Annotated in this window: 16 protein-coding genes and 1 pseudogene; 13 read left to right on the forward strand and 4 right to left on the reverse strand. The window is 54.3% G+C overall.

Annotation, left to right across the window (positions count from 1 at the left end; translation table 11 throughout):
* Positions 1–72: 72 nt before the first annotated feature.
* The 6 genes and pseudogenes from BUB55_RS04050 to BUB55_RS04075 form a co-directional block, all read left to right on the forward strand.
* Positions 73–339, forward strand: a pseudogene (locus BUB55_RS04050) (PDDEXK nuclease domain-containing protein); the annotation flags it as partial.
* Positions 340–351: 12 nt separating this feature from the next.
* A complete protein-coding gene (locus BUB55_RS14530) occupies positions 352–549 on the forward strand; it encodes a hypothetical protein (protein ID WP_073188452.1) in 198 nt (65 codons plus the stop codon).
* Positions 550–880: 331 nt separating this feature from the next.
* Positions 881–1891: an ORF6N domain-containing protein gene (locus tag BUB55_RS04060; RefSeq protein WP_073188454.1), complete on the forward strand. Its 1011-nt coding sequence runs from the start codon at positions 881–883 to the stop codon at positions 1889–1891.
* A gap of 103 nt (positions 1892–1994) precedes the next feature.
* Positions 1995–2327 carry a hypothetical protein gene (locus BUB55_RS04065; RefSeq protein ID WP_073188456.1) on the forward strand — a complete coding sequence of 111 codons (333 nt, stop codon included), beginning with the start codon at positions 1995–1997 and terminating at the stop codon, positions 2325–2327.
* Positions 2328–2423: 96 nt separating this feature from the next.
* Positions 2424–2759 (forward strand): CopG family antitoxin, encoded by a 336-nt coding sequence (locus BUB55_RS04070; protein WP_073188458.1) that lies wholly within the window; start codon positions 2424–2426, stop codon positions 2757–2759.
* Positions 2760–2803: 44 nt separating this feature from the next.
* Entirely contained in the window at positions 2804–4072 is a 1269-nt protein-coding gene (locus tag BUB55_RS04075) for a tyrosine-protein phosphatase (protein WP_073188460.1), read from the forward strand.
* Positions 4073–4103: 31 nt separating this feature from the next.
* Here BUB55_RS04075 and BUB55_RS04080 read toward each other — a convergent pair whose 3' ends face one another.
* A complete protein-coding gene (locus tag BUB55_RS04080) occupies positions 4104–5144 on the reverse strand; it encodes a sigma-54 interaction domain-containing protein (protein WP_073188461.1) in 1041 nt (346 codons plus the stop codon).
* 239 nt (positions 5145–5383) lie between these two features.
* Here BUB55_RS04080 and BUB55_RS04085 point away from each other — a divergent pair, with 239 nt between their 5' ends.
* Positions 5384–7504 carry a glutamine synthetase III family protein gene (locus BUB55_RS04085; protein ID WP_073188648.1) on the forward strand — a complete coding sequence of 707 codons (2121 nt, stop codon included), beginning with the start codon at positions 5384–5386 and terminating at the stop codon, positions 7502–7504.
* 110 nt (positions 7505–7614) lie between these two features.
* Positions 7615–8568 carry an alginate O-acetyltransferase AlgX-related protein gene (locus BUB55_RS04090; RefSeq protein WP_083596870.1) on the forward strand — a complete coding sequence of 318 codons (954 nt, stop codon included), beginning with the start codon at positions 7615–7617 and terminating at the stop codon, positions 8566–8568.
* An 83-nt stretch (positions 8569–8651) separates the two neighbouring features.
* Here the strand turns inward: BUB55_RS04090 and BUB55_RS04095 are convergent, their stop codons facing one another.
* The gene (locus tag BUB55_RS04095) at positions 8652–9893 is read right to left on the reverse strand and encodes an aminotransferase class V-fold PLP-dependent enzyme (RefSeq protein ID WP_234971790.1); all 1242 of its coding nucleotides are present in this window, start codon (positions 9891–9893) and stop codon (positions 8652–8654) included.
* A gap of 260 nt (positions 9894–10153) precedes the next feature.
* Between BUB55_RS04095 and BUB55_RS04100 the strand changes: the two genes are divergently transcribed.
* Positions 10154–11551 (forward strand): FISUMP domain-containing protein, encoded by a 1398-nt coding sequence (locus BUB55_RS04100; RefSeq protein WP_073188466.1) that lies wholly within the window; start codon positions 10154–10156, stop codon positions 11549–11551.
* A gap of 18 nt (positions 11552–11569) precedes the next feature.
* Positions 11570–12541: an EF-P lysine aminoacylase EpmA gene (epmA, locus tag BUB55_RS04105; RefSeq protein WP_073188468.1), complete on the forward strand. Its 972-nt coding sequence runs from the start codon at positions 11570–11572 to the stop codon at positions 12539–12541.
* 27 nt (positions 12542–12568) lie between these two features.
* Here epmA and BUB55_RS04110 read toward each other — a convergent pair whose 3' ends face one another.
* The gene (locus BUB55_RS04110) at positions 12569–13051 is read right to left on the reverse strand and encodes a TlpA family protein disulfide reductase (RefSeq protein ID WP_234971791.1); all 483 of its coding nucleotides are present in this window, start codon (positions 13049–13051) and stop codon (positions 12569–12571) included.
* 85 nt (positions 13052–13136) lie between these two features.
* Between BUB55_RS04110 and BUB55_RS04115 the strand changes: the two genes are divergently transcribed.
* Entirely contained in the window at positions 13137–14204 is a 1068-nt protein-coding gene (locus BUB55_RS04115) for a type IV pilus twitching motility protein PilT (protein WP_073188472.1), read from the forward strand.
* Positions 14205–14207: 3 nt separating this feature from the next.
* Entirely contained in the window at positions 14208–15410 is a 1203-nt protein-coding gene (locus BUB55_RS04120) for a type II secretion system F family protein (RefSeq protein ID WP_073188474.1), read from the forward strand.
* Positions 15411–15557: 147 nt separating this feature from the next.
* Here BUB55_RS04120 and pflA read toward each other — a convergent pair whose 3' ends face one another.
* Positions 15558–16328, reverse strand: a complete 771-nt coding sequence (gene pflA / locus BUB55_RS04125) for a pyruvate formate-lyase-activating protein (protein WP_073188476.1) — start codon at positions 16326–16328, stop codon at positions 15558–15560.
* Between the two features lie 175 nt (positions 16329–16503).
* Between pflA and BUB55_RS04130 the strand changes: the two genes are divergently transcribed.
* Positions 16504–17484 carry a glycoside hydrolase family 16 protein gene (locus BUB55_RS04130; RefSeq protein ID WP_073188478.1) on the forward strand — a complete coding sequence of 327 codons (981 nt, stop codon included), beginning with the start codon at positions 16504–16506 and terminating at the stop codon, positions 17482–17484.
* The last annotated feature ends 13 nt before the right edge of the window (positions 17485–17497 follow it).

The raw sequence follows: 17497 nt of genomic DNA on the forward strand, positions 1-17497 counted from the left end.
AAAAGAGCATGAAACTACTTGACAATGAAGCGCTAATAGCCTAGATTTACACCAGTTGGAGACCTGGATTTTCAACTAAAAAAGGGACAAATTCGCCAACTCCAGATGTACGTGAATTACCACGACCGAGTCGAGAAATTGCCTGAAGAGAACCCGACCATCGGCATTCTTTTGTGCGCGGGCAAAAACGATTCTGCCGTGAAAATGACTTTGCCCGAAGGCAACAAAACTATCCTCGCTAGTGAGTACAAATTGTATCTGCCCACCACCGAGCAACTGGTCGGTGAAATCAACGAGGCTAAGGAACTCGTGAAAAAAGCAGGTCACTCAATAAACTAAAGGAGAAATACTATGAAGAAAAATGCAAAAGGTGAGAACAAGAAAGGAAATGCCGGGTGGAATGCTTTCATGGACTTGCGCAGGCAGGCCCAGCGTGGTATGCTCCGGACCATGCGGCGGCTTTCCGCCGATGCCGAGAAGGCCGGCTCCGCAGGCATGACACTCGACGAAATAAACGCCGAGATCGCCGCAGCCCGGCGCGGGAAGTAACGCGCGGGCGTTGACTTTCCTCAAACCTCTTTGTATATTTATCCCCGTATTACGACAATCTCTGCGACAGTCGGCATAGGCCTTGCGGCCCGTACGTGCATCCGCGGTGGGGCTCATCAACCTTCTTGTTGATGTTGTTGGATAGCTGGCAGGAACACGACCTGCTCGAGTGTGTGGCGAAAGCCGCGCCAGGTAACGCCGAGGAAGACCCTCGCCAACAGCACCGCAAGAGCATCCCAAAACATAAACAAACCCTAATTGCGCCTTCAGAGTAGGCGCAATTAAAACCGTTTTTAACGTTCGCATATGCCGTGCGGGCTAGAGGATTATTATGGCAAGAAAAACTGACAATACCGATGTTGTTGCGGCCAGTCCACTTGTCGCAACAGGTGTAGAGAAAATGATTTTGGTCATCCGCGATAAGCAAGTGTTGCTGGACCGCGATTTGGCGACGCTCTATGGGATCGCGACGAAAGTGCTGAACCAGGCTGTCAAGCGAAACGCCGAAAGATTCCCTGAAAGGTACTGTTTCCAGTTAAGACCCCAGGAGTACATGTTTTTGAGGTCACAATCTGTGACCTCAAAAAAGGAAACTAGGGGAGGACGTCAGTATCTGCCCTATGTATTTACGGAACAAGGAATTGCTATGCTTTCTGCAGTCCTTCGAAGTGAAACTGCCGTTCGAGTGAGCATTGCAATTATGGATGCTTTTGTCGCAATGCGTCGCTATATGCTTGAAAATGGCGATGTTTCCAGCCGTCTTGTGCGTGTGGAAGGCAAGGAAATTGAGCAAGATCGTCGGCTTCTTGAACATGACCATAAAATAGACTCGCTTTTCGAGGCCATGGACCGCAGGGAATCCGACTTAAAAAAAGTCATGGAAAACATCATCGACCCGAGTACCTATAGGCACTTCCTGATTCTGAACGGGCAAAAGTTGGATGCCGATGTCGCCTACGCGCAGATTTACGGCATGGCGAAGAAGTCGGTGCTGGTTATTGACAACTATGTAGACGTTAAAACGCTGAATTTGCTCCGGAACGTGCGCAAGGGCGTTTCCGTCCTGATTTTCAGCGACTTGCTTGGTGGAAGCCGCATGACAGATGACATGCTTGCCGATTATCGGGCCGCCCGACCGGATGTGTCGATTGACAAGAAACCCGCCATGCACAAGTTCCACGACCGCTACATTCTCGTGGATTTCAAGACCAAGAGCGAAAAGCTGTACCATTGTGGGGCATCTTCCAAGGATGCTGGCAACAAGATTACGACCATCGTCCAACTCGACGATGTTGATGCATACCGCCCCATGTTTGAGGAATTGTTGGAGCAACCAAGATGACCTTGTATTGGATACGGGAACTACCCAATTGGGAACGCACTGCGTTCCCAATTGAACTGGTGAAAAAAAAACAATTCAGTCAACCAAATAAAGGAAAATTACTGTGAAGAAAAAAGCAGAGAACGAGAAAGAACTTGAGTTGCCGAAGGAACTCTTGGAATCAATAGCTGGGCTTAATGAACTTATGAGCCAACAGCAGGATCAAGCCGCCGCAATGATGTACAGATTGATGTTCCGCCATGAACGGAACATCCATGTTCTGGACCGCTACTCAGATGTCGTACTTGAAGGCGTTTCTGGCATGGGCAGCGTGTTCGCGAAAGAGGATTACAGAAATTTCTTACAATACCTGTCGTATGTTGTTCCGAACGAATATGCCCCACATAAAGAAATGTACGAAGAAGAGCTCAGAATCGCCGAAGATGATGATGAGTGAACAGCATGTATTACAATTTGTATTGTAATGTGTATTGACAAGTGTATATACATTTTCTACAATAGGGAGGGTGCGTAATAACTGTAAGGAGAGCTTATGAAGACGAAGTGCAAAAAGCGCGAGAAGGTTAGGCTGCCCAAGGGGTTCAAGCTGGTTGACGATTTCTTGTCTAAAGAGGAGATTGAAGCGCTTGAAAACGACACCTCGATGAGAGATCCGATGGTTATCACCGGTGGTCATGAGTCGGAGACGCTAGAGGAATCCATTGCGCGTATCAGTCGCGCCATTGCCGAGGCCAAGGAAGAAAAGAAGATGTATTCCATAAGGCTCAAGGTCAAGACGGTGGAATCGATCAAACGCAAGGCCGCCGCCGCGGGCATCCCTTACCAGACTTACGTGAACGTGTTGCTCGACAACGCCGCTTCCGCCTAATGTGAGTGTCAACAGATGGTGTTGACTTTTATATCTTATTTGTTATGGGTTCTTTAGGCAAAATTTTTGGGAAAGTTGCGCTCATGGCGATTGCGGCTCTGTGGGCGGCGTGTAGCGAAGACTCCGTTTCAGAGCCTTCAGACGCCGACGTGGTCCTTTCGAGTGCAGGCGCCAGTTTCGTCGCCGAGAGTTCAAGCTCGTCGCAAACACCTAACTCCTCTGAAACTTTTGCCGAACCAGGCGCCCTCGCAATCGCGACGACCGTCGCCCAAGACACACTCGAGCTTTTCAACTTCGGGGGCGTCCCGCTCGACTTTGCGGCGGATTCGTTCCTCACAAAGTTCGATTACGGCGACATCGTTACGCTGATGATCGACGGCTACGACACGCTTGACGTCCCCGTGACCGCGAACTTTAACGATGTCACCGTGGGCGAGTTCTTTTTGTACGCCTCTGGCGGTACAAACAACGTAATGCTTGAACTCAGTTACGGCCAGGCGGCAGAGGCGTTTGGCATTACGCGGGGCGCGAAATTCCCGATTAATGCGGCCGTGCAGCTAAAAGAAAAGAGCGGCTACCTCGCCTATTGGGCGATGTCCGAGAACATCTTGATGTCGGGTGACCCCGAAATGTACCCCGGCCTCTCCATCGAAGAGTTCGCGAATTTCAGGATGGTGAAAACCCGCGGGATGGGCGAGGGCGTGCTTTACCGTTCATCGAGCCCGGTCGACCCGGCGCTTGCCCGCAACACCTACGCAGATTCCCTGTCAAAGGTCGCCGGAGTCGCCACGTTCGTGAACCTTGCGAACAGCGAAGAAGGTGCCGCGTCGTTTACCGGTTTCGCTGAATCCTATTACGCCACGCAGAACGTGGTTTATCTGGAACTACAGCCGTCTTTTGCGAACACGTCGTTCAAGGAGGGCCTTGTCCAAGGGTTCCGCTATATTGCCGACCACGACGGCCCCTACCTGGTGCATTGCACATACGGCATGGACCGCACGGGCTTCACGATCGCGGTGCTCGAAGCCCTGATGGGCGCCACCGCCAGTGAAATCAAGGATGATTACGTGCAGACCCACAAAAACTTTTACCTTTATTCCAAAGACGGCTACTCCCCCTTGACGGTGGAGCATTTGGATTTGTACAAGAAAATCATAGCCAAGAACTTGCAGGCCGCCTATAACCTGGTCGATGTCGACATCTCCGATTTCGAGAACGCCGATCTCGCCGCCGCGACCGAGAAATACTTGCTCGCCATCGGCATGCAAAAGTCCGAAATCGCCGCACTAAAAAACCGCCTGAGTGCTCCATAATCGTCGCGGCTTTGGATTTTGCCGACCCGTACTAAACCTTAATCCCCAGGCGATTCACCTTGTAGTGCATCATGCGGGGGCTCACGCTCAGGTCGCGGCCGGCGGCGCTCAGGTTGCCGTTGTTCCTGCGCAGGGCTTCGGTCAAAATCTCGCGCTCGTAGCTGTCCATGAGGGTGGCTAGCGGGCTTCCGCCTTCGGGCAAAAGCGCGGTGCCGCTGGTCACGTCGGTCTGCAAGGTGGGCGGCAGGTCGTGCGAATGGATGCAGTCGTCGGTGGTGGCGAGCGCCGCGCGTTCGATGCAGTTCTCGAGTTCCTGTACGTTGCCCGGCCAGTGGTAGCTCATGAGCATGTCGATGGCGGGCGTAGAAAGGCGCGTCACGTGCTTGCCGTACTTGAGGTTCACCTGTGCGATAAAGTGTTCTGCCAACAGCAAGATGTCGCTCTTGCGTTGCGCCAAGTCGGGGAGCGTAATCTGCACGATGTTCAGGCGGTAGAAGAGGTCTTCGCGGAACAGCTTCTGCTGCATCATCTCTTCGAGATTCCTGCTCGAGGCGGCGATGAGGCGCACGTCGGAATGGAGCTGCATGTTTCCGCCCAGGCGGTTGAAGGTCTGCCCTTGCATAAATCGCAGCAGTTTCTCCTGGTCGGGGAGGCCGAGCGCCGAGACGTCGTCGAGGAATAGCGTGCCGCCGTTCGCGACTTCTGCCTTGCCGATATGGCGGGTGTTCGCGCCGAGGAATGCCCCGCGTTCGTAGCCGAAGAGTTCGCTCTCGAAGGCGCTCGCCGGGTTTCCGAAGCTTTCGCGGAGGTTCGCGCACCCGAGTACGGTGAACGGGCCCCCTTTGCGCGGGGAGAGTTCCGCGATGGTGCGGGCGGTGAGCTCCTTGCCGGTGCCGTCGTTGCCGTAAATAAGCGCGGGCGCGTCGTTGCCGGCGCAGGCTTTAATTTGCTTGTACACGCTGCGCATCTCGCCGCTGTTGCCGACCATCTTGCCGGGCTTCTCGTCGATGATATCGCGCAGAGCCTTGATTTCGGCTTTCAGCCGTTCTATTTCTTCTGCTTCCGTCGTCATTCCTTGTCCGTTAAGTCATGCTGAACAACGTCACCCTGAATTCATTTCAGGGTTGGTTCAGCATCTGCATTCTCGTGTCTGAACCTCTTGTGTCATTACAATAATGTAATAATATACATTAATTTTACAAAAATGTAATGAAATTTCGGAAAAACACTCCAAAAAACGGGTGCCAAGCTCTATTTTTATTCCTAATTTCTTTTTCATAAAATGAAAAACCGCCCAAAATGAGGTTCAAGATGAGCGTAAGCTACCGCAAAAAGACAATCAACGAAATCGCGAAGGAGCCGACCGCGCCTGTCAAGCCGGCTGCCCCGGTCAATGTCGATTTCTACGGCGAAGATGTGTTCAACATCGATGCCATGCGCGAATACCTGCCCAAGGACGTTTGCGAAAAGCTGATTGCGACCATCAACGAGGGCGCCGCCCTTGACCCCTCCATCGCTGCCGACGTGGCGCATGCCATGAAGAAGTGGGCGATGGACCGCGGTGCCACTCACTTTACGCATTGGTTCCAGCCTTTGACGGGTTCCACCGCCGAGAAGCACGACAGCTTCCTAGAACCGAGCGGCGGCAAGGCCATTATGGTGTTGAGCGGCAAGAACCTGATTGTGGGCGAGCCCGACGCCTCGAGTTTCCCGAGCGGCGGTCTGCGTTCCACGTTCGAGGCCCGCGGCTACACCGCCTGGGACCCGACTTCCCCTGCATTCATCAAGCGTCACGGTAACGGTGCAACGCTCTGCATCCCGACGGCGTTCTGCAGCTACACCGGCGAAGCGCTCGACAAAAAGACTCCGCTCCTGCGCAGCCTGCAGGCCCTTTCCAAGTCTACCCGCCGCCTCATGACCTGCTTCAAGGCGGGCCCCAAGAAGACGACCGTCACACTCGGTGCCGAACAGGAATATTTCCTCATCGACAAGCGCTTCTACCTGCAACGCCCCGACCTGTACCAGGCCGGCCGCACGCTGTTCGGTGCCGCTCCCGCGAAGCACCAACAGATGGATGATCATTACTTTGGTAGTATTCCTGCCCGCATCCTCAATTTCATGAACGAAGTCGAGACCGAACTCTGGAAGCTCGGCATCCCGGCGAAGACTCGCCACAACGAAGTCGCGCCCGCGCAGTTCGAACTCGCCCCGATGTTCGAGGAAGTGAACCTCGCCTGCGACCACAACATGATGATTATGGAAGTGCTCCGCAACGTGGCCGACAAGAACGGCCTCGTGTGCCTGCTGCACGAAAAGCCCTTCGCCGGCGTGAACGGTTCCGGCAAGCACAACAACTGGTCGCTCTCCTACGGCAAGGGCAACTTGCTCAACCCGGGCAAGGACCCGCACCAGAATGCCGTGTTCCTCACCACGCTCTGCGCCATCATCTACGCTGTCGACACTCACGCCGATTTGCTCCGCATGACTGTGGCTGGCGCCGGCAACGACCACCGCCTCGGTGCGAACGAAGCTCCTCCGGCGATCGTCTCCATGTTCCTCGGCGATCAGCTGATGGACGTCATCGAACAGATTGAACAGGGCGTGCCCAAGTCCTCTAAGCAGGCTGGCGCGCTCCGCATTGGTGCCGACATGTTGCCGGCCCTCCCGCGCGATGCTACCGACCGCAACAGGACTTCTCCGTTTGCGTTCACCGGCAACAAGTTCGAATTCCGCGCTCCGGGTTCCAGCCAGAGCTGCTCCGAACCGAACGTGGTTTTGAACACCATCGTGGCCGAAGCTTTCGACATGATTTCGGAACAGCTCGAAAAGCTTGACGAGAAGAACTTCCACACGGGCCTGCAAAAGATTTTGCAGAAGATCGTGAAGGAACACAAGCGCGTGATTTTCAACGGCAACGGCTATACCGACGAATGGATTGCCGAAGCTGAACGCCGCGGTCTCCCGAATATTCGTACCTCCGTGGAAGCCCTCAAGGCTCTCACCAAGGAAGAAAATATTCAGTTGTTCGAAAAGTACGGTGTGATGAACCGCCGCGAAATGGAATCCCGCTACGAAATCAACGTCGAAGATTTCCACAAGAGAATCCACATCGAAGGCGAAGTCTGCCGCGACATGGCCAAAAACATCATCTTGCCGAAGGTCGTCGAGGCTTACTCCAGCGCCCTCAAGACGAACGAGATGGCCTTGAACCAGGGCTTCCCGGGCGTCGATGCCTACGTGAAGTCTCTCGGCGAAGGCGTGAAGAACCTGAGTGCCGCCATCGCAACGATGGAAGAAAGCCTGAACGGCCTGCACGAAGAAATTCTCGATGCGATGGCCGCTTTGCGCAAGGTTGTCGATGGCCTCGAGAAGGTCGTCCCCGACGAGATGTGGCCTTTGCCGAAGTATCGTGAGATGTTGTTTATTTACTAGTAGTGTCATCCTGAGCGGAGAGGCAAAGCCTCGTAGTCGAAGGATCTCTAGTAATAGTCCTTAAATTTTCCCTGCCTTCGGGCGGGGAATTTTTTAGATTTGGTTCTGTCATGTTTTTCAGGAAACATCTGGGGCTTGTCTTTGGATTTGGAGTGGCGGCAGTTTCGCTTGCCATGGTCTGCCTTTCTACTCGTCCGCTTATCCCGTTGGTCGTTCAGGAACAGATTGAAGACGATCTTGAAAAATGCGGCGGTGAACTGAAAGAGGCCCGCTGTGCGGTAAGTGGCGAAGACGGCTGGATTTTCTTGCAGGAAAGCCTTGTCAATCTGGTGGTGGACTGGAAAGAAAACTTGAATTCTTTTGTCGCCTTCAATGATTCACTGGAAGCGCGTGGTATCAAGTTGGTGGTCGTGCCTGTTCCGGACAAATTGCAAATCGAGGCGGAACATTATTCGGAAGAATTGTCGGGAGGGATTGTCGCCCCGCAATATGAGGAATGGGTGGACGCTCTGCAAGACGAAGGTGTTGTCGTTATCGATGCGGTAGAGGAGTTTCTCGAAAAGAACGAGGAAACGCCCATGTTCGAGGCGTACGAAAGCCATTACACCAGCGCGGGCCGGCAGGTTCTTGCACAGATGATTGCCGATACCATCAACGAGATGGACTTGGATGTTCCGAGGGAAGAATGGTTCCTGCGCGATACGGTTGTTCCCGGTACCGGAAATCTTTATCACCTGAAGTACAATTCTTATCCTGATTACGATGTGCAGGTTTTAAAGACAGTGGATGCGGAAGGGAAACGCTACCGCGGATCCAAAGATGCTCCCATTGTGGTAATTGGCGACAGCAATGCCGATTTCGGCTGGAACAGTTCTTCTAACATTGGCGCCTACATTGCGCAGGCGACAGGGATAGAAACGTTTACGCGCAGCCGTATCGGTGGCGGAAACCTGGGCCCGACCTTGTTCAAGAACCGCTCGGAATTCCTGGAAGGCAAAAAGATGGTGGTCTGGGTGTTTGACGGCCGCGAACTTTACGGCGATTTCAGCATGCCGGAATTTTAGCTTTTTACGAAAATGGCGGTGGCGTGCGCCATGGTGCCGTTGATTTGCGCCTTGCTGCTGCACCATTCGTGGCCGACGCGCGGTTATGCGAACAGTCGGACGACTCTCTGGAGGCCTGCGACAAGGCGGTCGATATCGCGCTTCAGGGTGTAGGCGCCAAAGCTCAGGCGGAGCGTGGCATCTACGCCGAAGCGGTCCATCACAGGCTGGGCACAGTGGTGCCCGCTACGCACGGCCACGTTCTCTTCGTCTAGAATCATGGCGGCGTCGCCCACGGCAATCTCGCCGAGAGTGACACTCAAAAGGGCGCCGCGTTCCTTCGGGTTCCCGAGTACTTTCACCTGCGGGATTTTCGCAAGCTGTTCCAGCGCGTACTGCGTGATTTCTGCTTCGTGCCTGCGGATGTTTTCGATGCCCTTCTCGTTAATCCATTCGATGGCTTTGCCGAGGCCGATGACTTCGGCAATCATGGGCGTGCCGGCCTCGAAGCGGGCGGGAACGTCGGCGTACGTTGTCTTTTCGAAGGTGACGTTCTTGATCATCTCGCCGCCGCCGTGCCAGGGGGGCATGCTATCCAGAACGTCGTACTTGCCGTAGAGCACGCCCACGCCTGTGGGGCCGTACATCTTGTGCCCGCTGAAGGCGAGGAAATCGCAGTCGAGTGCCTGCTCGTCAATCTTGATGTGGCTGGAACTCTGGGCGCCGTCAATCAGGATCTTTGCCTGCGGGGCGGCGGCGCGAACGGTCTTGATGATTTCTGCAATCGGGTTCACGGTGCCGACGGCATTGCTCACGTGTGTCACCGCGACCATCTTGGTTCGTGGGTTGAGCAAACCCGGGAGCTGTTCCAGGTCGAGGTCTCCGTCATCTTTCACGGGGATGACCCTGATCTTTGCGCCCTTCATCTCGGCGACGAGCTGCCAGCTCACGATGTTCGCGTGGTGCTCGAGCCCGCTAATCAAAATTTCGTCGCCGGCCTCAAAGAACTTGCGCCCGTAACTCCACGCCACCAGATTGATGCTCTCGGTGGTGCCGCGTGTGAACACGATCTCGTCTTCGCTCTTGGCGTTCAAGAATTTGGCGACGCTTTTGCGGGTCGCCTCGAAGGCCTCGGTGGTGCGGGCGCTCAAGCGGTAAACGCCGCGCTTCACGGAGCTGTAGTGTTCGCGGTAAAAGTCGTCCATCACGCTAATGACGCACTCCGGTTTTTGCGTCGTGGCGGTGCTGTCCAAAAAGGCGAGGGGCTTAGGCTCCTTGTCGCCCGCGACAAGCATCGGGAATTCGCTGCGGATTTTTTCGGCGTCAAAAGTCATTGTTTGTGGCATGCGCCAAATTTAGATAAGTCGCGGGTCTGTTTGATGCCCCCGGTCACTGTCCTACCTGGATTTTCTTTAAAAATCGGTAATTTCGGGTGCTTTGTAAACCGCGGTTTACAAGGGGGCGCGAAAAAGCGCCCAATGGGGGGCGGTCCTGTAAATTTATGTTTTTTAGATAAATTACCCCCTTTTTCATTGCTATATTGAATTGTGACGAAAATCACATTCGGTTTGGGACTTGGGTGAAATTCGTTAAAAAAGGAAATTTGATGAAAAGTTTGTTTGCGGGTTTGTTTTTGTGCGCCGGGCTTGTTGCTGCCCCGGCTGCCTTTGCACAAGATTCTTTGCACGAGGCGATTGATTCCGGCGACCTGGCCACCGCCAAAAAGATGGTGAAGAACGGCGAGATAGAGGAAATCTATTGCGGAAAGTTGTCTGCAAACGATGCCGTGAGCGTTTACGAAAAGATCTTTAAGCAAATGCCCGACGAGAGCTTTGCGGCGTGCCCCAACCAGTTCGCCTACGGTTACGGAGCCAAGGTTTGCGCAAACGCGAAGGCGCTCAACGCCTGCACCGAGGTGGTCACGCACTTGCTCAACGAGTCCACCGCTGGCAACACCAATGCGCTCGATGCGCTCGACAAGGTCGCCAAAGCGGCGCTCAAGACCAAGGCCTTTGCAAAGCCCGTCAAGGAGAAGGTCGATACTACCATGTGGGTCGCCTGCCCCAAAAAGGGCAAGGCGAGGGAGGAATGCCTCGCCGAGTGCATTGCCCAGGCCGACTCCATGTACGACGTGGCGCACAAGCTCTCTTGCCCCACCAAGCCCGAGCATTACATTGAGACGAACATCACGGTGACCAAGCCCTCGCCGCTCTACGAAAAGCTTTTGACAGGCCTCAAGGAGGGCTACTGGAAGTCACCCATGTCGGTGGCCGAGCGTTTTGCCAAGCTCATGCAGGCAAACGCGAAGGCGCTCGCGATTCCCGATTCGGCGATTCCCTCGGTCAAGTACGTGGCGCATTGGGCAGAATCGCACAAGGCCGATTCCACGGCGCTCCCGGGCGGCCAGCTGTTCCGTTTTTGCACGGCGTGGCAACCGCAGGTCGACTCCGTTTTGGCGGCGCTGGAATTCGAGAACCGCTGCCCGGTGTTCGAGTCGTTTACCGACCCGCGCGACGGCCAAACGTACAAAGTAAAAGAGATCAACGGTACCAAGTGGTTTGTGCAGAACCTGAATTTTGCCGTAGAAGAGTCTTCTATGTGCTATGACCGCGAAGACGACAACTGCAAGGTGTTCGGTCGCCTGTACACGCAGACCGCGGCAAGGGAAGCCTGCCCGGAGGGGAGCCGCCTTGCGACCGATGCCGACTGGAAGATGTTGGAGGTGTATGCGGGCGGTGCCAGTGATGCCGCGGTAAAGCTGCGCAGTAACGGTAGCGACGATTACGCGTTCACGGCGATGTTCGGCGGCTACGCCAACAAGAATGGAATTTCGACGACGGTAGGCGAAGGCGCCTACTTTTGGACGGAGAAGGCCGACGGTGACAAGCGCGGCACGGCTCGTTCGATGTTCAGTACCGACAAAGAGGTCTCGTCCATTTCTGTGGACAATAAGTTCTTCCTTTCGGTGCGTTGCATTGTAGTGGAGCCTGGTGACAGGAACTAGGTGTTGTAAGGGGTAAAAATGGTTGAGTTTTCGAGTAAGTTTGCGCCGACATGTTCGCGTGACACTTGGGTGGAGCGTCAGGCGCTGCTCACCAAGGTCAGGGAGTTTTTTGGGAACAGGCACGTGCTCGAGGTGGAGTCGCCCACGCTTTCGCAGGCGGGCGGCACCGATCCGCAGCTGGACTACTTCGAGGTGGTCTCGGAGCCAACGCAGTTCATGATGACGAGCCCTGAGTTCCACATGAAGCGCCTGCTGGCCGCGGGCTTTGGCGACATATTCCAGATTACCAAGTCGTTCCGCCGAGACGAATTCGGTAGCCACCACAATAACGAGTTCAGCATGGTGGAGTGGTACCGCGTGGGCATGCCGCAAGAGCAGCTGATGGACGAGGTCGAGGCGCTGGTGAGCGAGATTACGGGCAAGCCTTTGAAGGCCCGCCGCACGCGCTGGATTGACGCCTTCAAGAATTACGCCGGCGTGGATCCGTTTTGCAAGGACTTGAACAACTTTGTGGAGACCTGCGAGTTCCACAACGTGCCCGTTCCCGAGAACACGGGCATGATGAGTCGCGAGGACTGGTGGGATTACCTGATGGTGTTCGTGGTGGAGCCCGCGTTGGCAAGCCACGGCCCCGAATTCATCTTGGACTACCCGCCTTCTCAGGCGGCACTCGCGCAAACCTATGTTGACAAGGAAGGCCTCATTTGGGCAAAGCGCTTTGAACTTTTTGTAGACAAAGTAGAACTGTGCAATGGCTATACCGAACTTACCGATGCCGCCGAGCAGCGCCGCCGTTTTGAAGCGGATTTGAAAATCCGTCGCAAAATGGGCAAGCCGCTGCCGCCCGTGGATGAGCGTTTTTTGGCGGCTCTGGAATCGGGGATGCCCTCCTGCTCGGGCGTAGCGCTCGGTCTCGATCGCCTGTTCATGTTGGCGTTGGGCAAAAAGGAAATCGCCGACGTGATCCTCTTCCCGAGTCCCGTCGCGTAGTCGCCATGTGGCGACGGCTGCAAAAAATTATTCCAGGATTTGTTCGAGAGCAGCGCGAATGCGCTGCTCTTCGAGTATGCCCGCCTCGATCAGGACGATATCGTCTGTACCGTTGACCAGGTACGATACGGGTATCACCCGCGGGTTGCCGAGGGCGGTCATGAGTTCGTAATTCCAGTGCACCACGGTCCACGGCATTTTGTTGGCTGCCTTGAAGCGGGCTGCAGCTTTGAGGTTGTCGTCTTCGCTCACCATCAAAATGTTGAGGCCCTTGGGCGAGAATTCCTCATGCAGCTTTTTGAGCACGGGCATCTCGGCCATGCAGGCGGGGCACCAGCTGGCGCTCAAAACAATCAGTGTGGCGTAGCCCTTTTCGCGGGCGTAGTCTGTTTTTTGCCCGCTCACGTCGAGGGCGGCGAAGTTTGCGACGGTCTTGGGCATTTCTTGGAACGGCCTGGTATATTCCCTGTATTGGTAGTACAGGAATACCAGGAATATTAAACTCCCCAAAATGGCCAGTATTTTATAGGATTTTGACCACATATCCTATAAGAATTTATTTTTTTTTTGGAATGTTTTAATTATATTCTGCAATATGGCATACAATATTCAAGATCTTCTGTCTGAAATGGTCAAACGCGGGGCTTCTGACTTGCATATTACGGCTGGTGCGCCCCCGCTGATACGTCTTTCTGGTAAGTTGACCCCCATTGGTGAAGACAAGCTCAAACCGGACGAAACCATGAGAATGACCTACAGCTTGATGAACGAGCTGCAGAAAAAGTCCTTTGAACAGAACAAGGAGTGCGATTTCTCGTTCGGTATTGCGAACCTGGCCCGTTTCCGTGCCAACGCCTACCTGCAGCGTGGTTGCGTTGCCCTCGCCTTGCGTATCATTCCTCTCGAAATCAAGACTTTCAAAGATTTGGGCCTTCCCAAGATCCTCGCCGAGTTCACGACCCGCCCCTCGGGCCTTGTGCTGGTGACTGGCGCTACCGGTTCCGGTAAGTCGACGACGCTTGCTGCCATGATCGACAAAATCAACAAGGAACGCCACGACCACATTTTGACAGTCGAGGACCCCATTGAATTTTTGCACAAGCACCAGGGTTGCATGATCAACCAGCGCGAAGTCGGCAGCGATACCAACAGTTTTGCCATGGCCCTTAAGATGGCCCTCCGTCAGGATCCCGACGTGGTGCTCATCGGCGAAATGCGTGACAACGAGACCATGCGTTGCGCCTTGACCATCGCCGAAACGGGTCACTTGGCCTTTGCAACCTTGCACACCAACTCTTGTGTGCAGACTATCAACCGTATTATTGACGCGTTCCCCAAGGGTGAACAGCAGACCGTGCGTACGCAGCTCAGCTTTGTGCTGCAGGGCGTTATATGCCAGACTCTTGTGCCCCGCATTGGCGGCGGCCGCGTGATGGCTTACGAGATTATGAACGTGACTCCGGGTATCCGTGCGCTTATCCGTGACGATAAGGTGCACCAGATCGAGTCCATGATCGAAATTGGTCAGAAGTTCGGCATGAACACCATGAACATGTGCCTGTGCGAGTTGGTGAAGAACCGCAAGGTGGACCGCTTTGAGGCCCTGGCACGCTCTCCGAGCCCGGACCAGCTGGAACAGTTGTTTGTGAAGGAAGGGGTCTAGTTTATGGCAGAGTTCTTGTACAAAGCCCAGAACGCCCAGGGCAACAACTTTGAAGGTACGTTGGAGGCGCAGGACAAGGCCGAGGCCGAAGCCCTCTTGATGCGCCGTCGCTTGACGATTGTGAGCCTCAAAAAGAAGCCCAAGGAACTCAAGATCAAGATTGGCAACGGCATTAAGCACGAGGACCTCACGCGCTTTACGCGTATGTTCTCTTCGATGTGCTCCGCCGGTTTGCCGATGCTCCAGTGCTTGACAATTCTCGAGGAACAGTGCGAGAACCCCGAACTTAAGGCGGTTATCCACAAGGTGACGCAGTCCATTAACGGTGGTTCTTCGCTCGCCGATTCGCTTGCTTTGCACCCCAAGGTTTTTGACTCGTTGTATGTGAACATGGTGGCCGCCGGTGAAGCGGGCGGTATCCTTGAAGGGATTCTTGCGCGTTTGGCCGAGACCATGGAAAACAGTATGCGCTTGCGCCGTAAGGTCAAGAAGGCGTTGACGTATCCGGTCATGGTTATTATTGTCGGTATCCTTGTGGTGATCGCCCTTATGACGTTCGTGGTGCCGACCTTTGCCGAGCAGTTTGCCGCTTTGGATGCCGAACTGCCTGCACCGACCCAGGTGGTGATGAACATCTCTGACTTTATACGCGACAATGGTGCCTTTTTGTTCATTGGCGTGGTGACTTTGATTGTGGGCTTTAAACTTGCTTTGAAGGTAAAGACCATAAAATTTGCCTTTGACAAACTGATGCTGAAGGTACCCAAAATAGGTGACCTGCAAATCAAGTCGTCCACAGCGAGTTTCTCCAGAACATTGGGGACTCTTTTGAACGCCGGTGTGAGCGTGATGGATGCCTTGAAGGTGGTCGCCTCTACCGCCGGCAACATGGTGGTGGAGCAGGCAATCGGAAAAATTGCCATAGGCATTGCCGGTGGTAAGTCCATTGCGGACCCCATGCAGGAAGTAGGAATTTTCCCCCCTATGGTGATTCAAATGACCGGCGTGGGTGAAAAAACAGGTAACTTGGGCGGCATGCTTTTGAAGCTAGCGGACTTTTATGACGAAGAAGTGGATGCCGCAGTGGATGCCGTCGTCAGTATGATTGAACCTTTGATCATCGTGTTCTTGGGCGGCGCCGTGGGCGGCCTCCTAATCGCTATGTATATGCCGATGTTCAGCATGAGCGACGCTGTCAAGGGCTAATAAACTGCGTAATACTTCGTTACTCCCCCTCTCGCCGTAGGTTTAACTACGGCTTCGGGGGTCGTGGCCTCGTCTTACTTGTTTCTTACCCCTTGCTGAAAACTGCGCCTTGTCTCGCTAGGTTTTTAAATTCCCAAATTCCACATTTCACATTGTGAAATGTGCGGTTTCGAGGATTCGCTTGGCGTTGGCGACGCGGTCGGCGGTAGGGGACTGTGTGTCCTTGAGGGCGTAGTCGATGCCGAGCTCGGTATACTTGCCTAGGGCAAAGGCGTGGTAGGGCAGCACGTCGACTCGCTTTACGTTGTTCAAAGTGCGAATGAAGTCGCGCGTCTTAATCAAATCTTCGTCGTGGTCGCTAATGCCGGGCACCAGCACGTGCCTTATCCAAATGGGTTTGTGAATCTCGTCGAGGTAACGGAAAAAGTCAATGATGTTCGCGTTGTCGTGACCGGTCAACTTGCGGTGGACCGCGGGGTCAATATGTTTGATGTCGACTAGCAAAAGGTCGGTCACGGCGAGCAACTTTTGGAACTTCTCGAAGTTCGCGGCGTCTTTGTCGGCGCGCGTGAAGTTTACTCCGCTGGTGTCAACGCAGGTGTGTACACCCTGCGCTTTGGCGAGCGTAAAGAACTCGGTCAAAAAATCCATTTGCATTAGGGGCTCGCCGCCGCTCACGGTAATGCCGCCGTCCTTGCCCCAAAAGGTTTTGTAGCGGATTGCCTTGGCGAGCAGGTCCTCGGCGGTCAGGTGCATAATGCCGTCGTTCGTCTCGCCCGGCTTTGAGAATTTCCAGGTCTCGGGGTTGTGGCAAAAGAGGCAGCGCATGGGGCAGCCCTGCAAAAACACGACAAAGCGGATGCCCGGTCCGTCGACCGAGCCGAACGATTCCAACTTGTTCACGTGTCCCAGAGTCATGTCGCAAAGATAGTAGTTTGCGCCCCGGGGGCGGATCCGTGGCCGAGCCATCCATATAAAAGCAAAGAAAAAATGCGTTAAAAACATTTGATACACTTAGTGTATTTTTATATGTTGCGGCTATTTTCTGCGCGGCACAATCATAGTATCTTTAAAGGAGAAACGAGGATTTACTATGAAAAAGCTATTCACACTTTCTGCGTTTGTCTTTGCGGGCTGGATGATTTCTGCTTGCTCCGACGATAGTTCTAATAACCCCGCCACTCCCGAGACTCCGGCTCCGGTGCCGGAGTCTTCGGATGCTCCGCTCCCTGCCGACCCGACTTCTTCGGATGCCGCCCTCCCGCCAGACCAGACGTTGAGTTCCGCGGCCCTGCCTGTGGAAGTCTCTTCTTCGAGCGCGGCGGTTAACCCGAACCAGACCTACACTTATTACGGCACCGAGTTGACTGGCAAGGATCAGTTCCTTTACGGTCGTTTCGAGGCTCGCATGAAGATGGTTTCTTTCCCGGGTTCCGTGAGCTCGATGTTCCTCTACTACGATCCTTCGTACCTGCTGGGCGCCCAGCCGTGGAACGAAATCGATATCGAAGTTCTGGGCAAGAGCGATACGGTTTGGCAGGCGAACCTCATTACCCGCGAGCCCAACACCACCGAGAAGAAGAATGCGAAGATCACTTCTGAGACCAAGCACAATTTTGGTTTCGATGCGACTGCCGACTTCCATCTCTATGCCATTGTGTGGACGCCCGAGTACATCGCCTGGGAAATCGACAGCGTCGAGATCCGTCGCGATTCGATTGGCAATGCAGACAACCGCAAGCACGACCAGGTGGCCTTCATGAACCAGGAACAGTCCCTCCGCTTTAACGTGTGGATCTCGGGCAGCGCCAGCTGGGTCGGCAAGTTCACCGGTGAAGAACTCGCCGCGGGTCCGCAGATCCAGTACATTGACTACGTGCGCGCCTTTACGTACGACACCACTTCCAAGGCTTTCACGCTTAAGTGGCAAGACGACTTCGATGGCGACGACCTCGATTGGGATCGCTGGTCCAGGGGCAACTGGGAAATGGAAAAGGTCACTTACCGCCCCGAGAACCTCGTGGTCAAGGACGGCATGGTGCAAATGATTTTGGATCGTGAAGCCGACCTGTAAAAATTCTCTCTAA

The sequence above is a fragment of the Fibrobacter sp. UWP2 genome (assembly GCF_900141705.1).
Lineage (GTDB): Bacteria > Fibrobacterota > Fibrobacteria > Fibrobacterales > Fibrobacteraceae > Fibrobacter.

What these genes read in the sequence shown, in the direction of transcription:
- BUB55_RS14530 (WP_073188452.1), top strand. Translation starts at nt 352, where the DNA reads ATGAAGAAAAATGCAAAAGGTGAGAACAAGAAAGGAAATGCCGGGTGG.
- BUB55_RS04060 (WP_073188454.1), top strand. Translation starts at nt 881, where the DNA reads ATGGCAAGAAAAACTGACAATACCGATGTTGTTGCGGCCAGTCCACTT.
- BUB55_RS04070 (WP_073188458.1), top strand. Translation starts at nt 2,424, where the DNA reads ATGAAGACGAAGTGCAAAAAGCGCGAGAAGGTTAGGCTGCCCAAGGGG.
- BUB55_RS04075 (WP_073188460.1), top strand. Translation starts at nt 2,804, where the DNA reads ATGGGTTCTTTAGGCAAAATTTTTGGGAAAGTTGCGCTCATGGCGATT.
- BUB55_RS04080 (WP_073188461.1), bottom strand. Translation starts at nt 5,144, where the DNA reads ATGACGACGGAAGCAGAAGAAATAGAACGGCTGAAAGCCGAAATCAAG.
- BUB55_RS04085 (WP_073188648.1), top strand. Translation starts at nt 5,384, where the DNA reads ATGAGCGTAAGCTACCGCAAAAAGACAATCAACGAAATCGCGAAGGAG.
- BUB55_RS04090 (WP_083596870.1), top strand. Translation starts at nt 7,615, where the DNA reads ATGTTTTTCAGGAAACATCTGGGGCTTGTCTTTGGATTTGGAGTGGCG.
- BUB55_RS04095 (WP_234971790.1), bottom strand. Translation starts at nt 9,893, where the DNA reads ATGCCACAAACAATGACTTTTGACGCCGAAAAAATCCGCAGCGAATTC.
- BUB55_RS04100 (WP_073188466.1), top strand. Translation starts at nt 10,154, where the DNA reads ATGAAAAGTTTGTTTGCGGGTTTGTTTTTGTGCGCCGGGCTTGTTGCT.
- epmA (WP_073188468.1), top strand. Translation starts at nt 11,570, where the DNA reads ATGGTTGAGTTTTCGAGTAAGTTTGCGCCGACATGTTCGCGTGACACT.
- BUB55_RS04115 (WP_073188472.1), top strand. Translation starts at nt 13,137, where the DNA reads ATGGCATACAATATTCAAGATCTTCTGTCTGAAATGGTCAAACGCGGG.
- BUB55_RS04120 (WP_073188474.1), top strand. Translation starts at nt 14,208, where the DNA reads ATGGCAGAGTTCTTGTACAAAGCCCAGAACGCCCAGGGCAACAACTTT.
- pflA (WP_073188476.1), bottom strand. Translation starts at nt 16,328, where the DNA reads ATGACTCTGGGACACGTGAACAAGTTGGAATCGTTCGGCTCGGTCGAC.
- BUB55_RS04130 (WP_073188478.1), top strand. Translation starts at nt 16,504, where the DNA reads ATGAAAAAGCTATTCACACTTTCTGCGTTTGTCTTTGCGGGCTGGATG.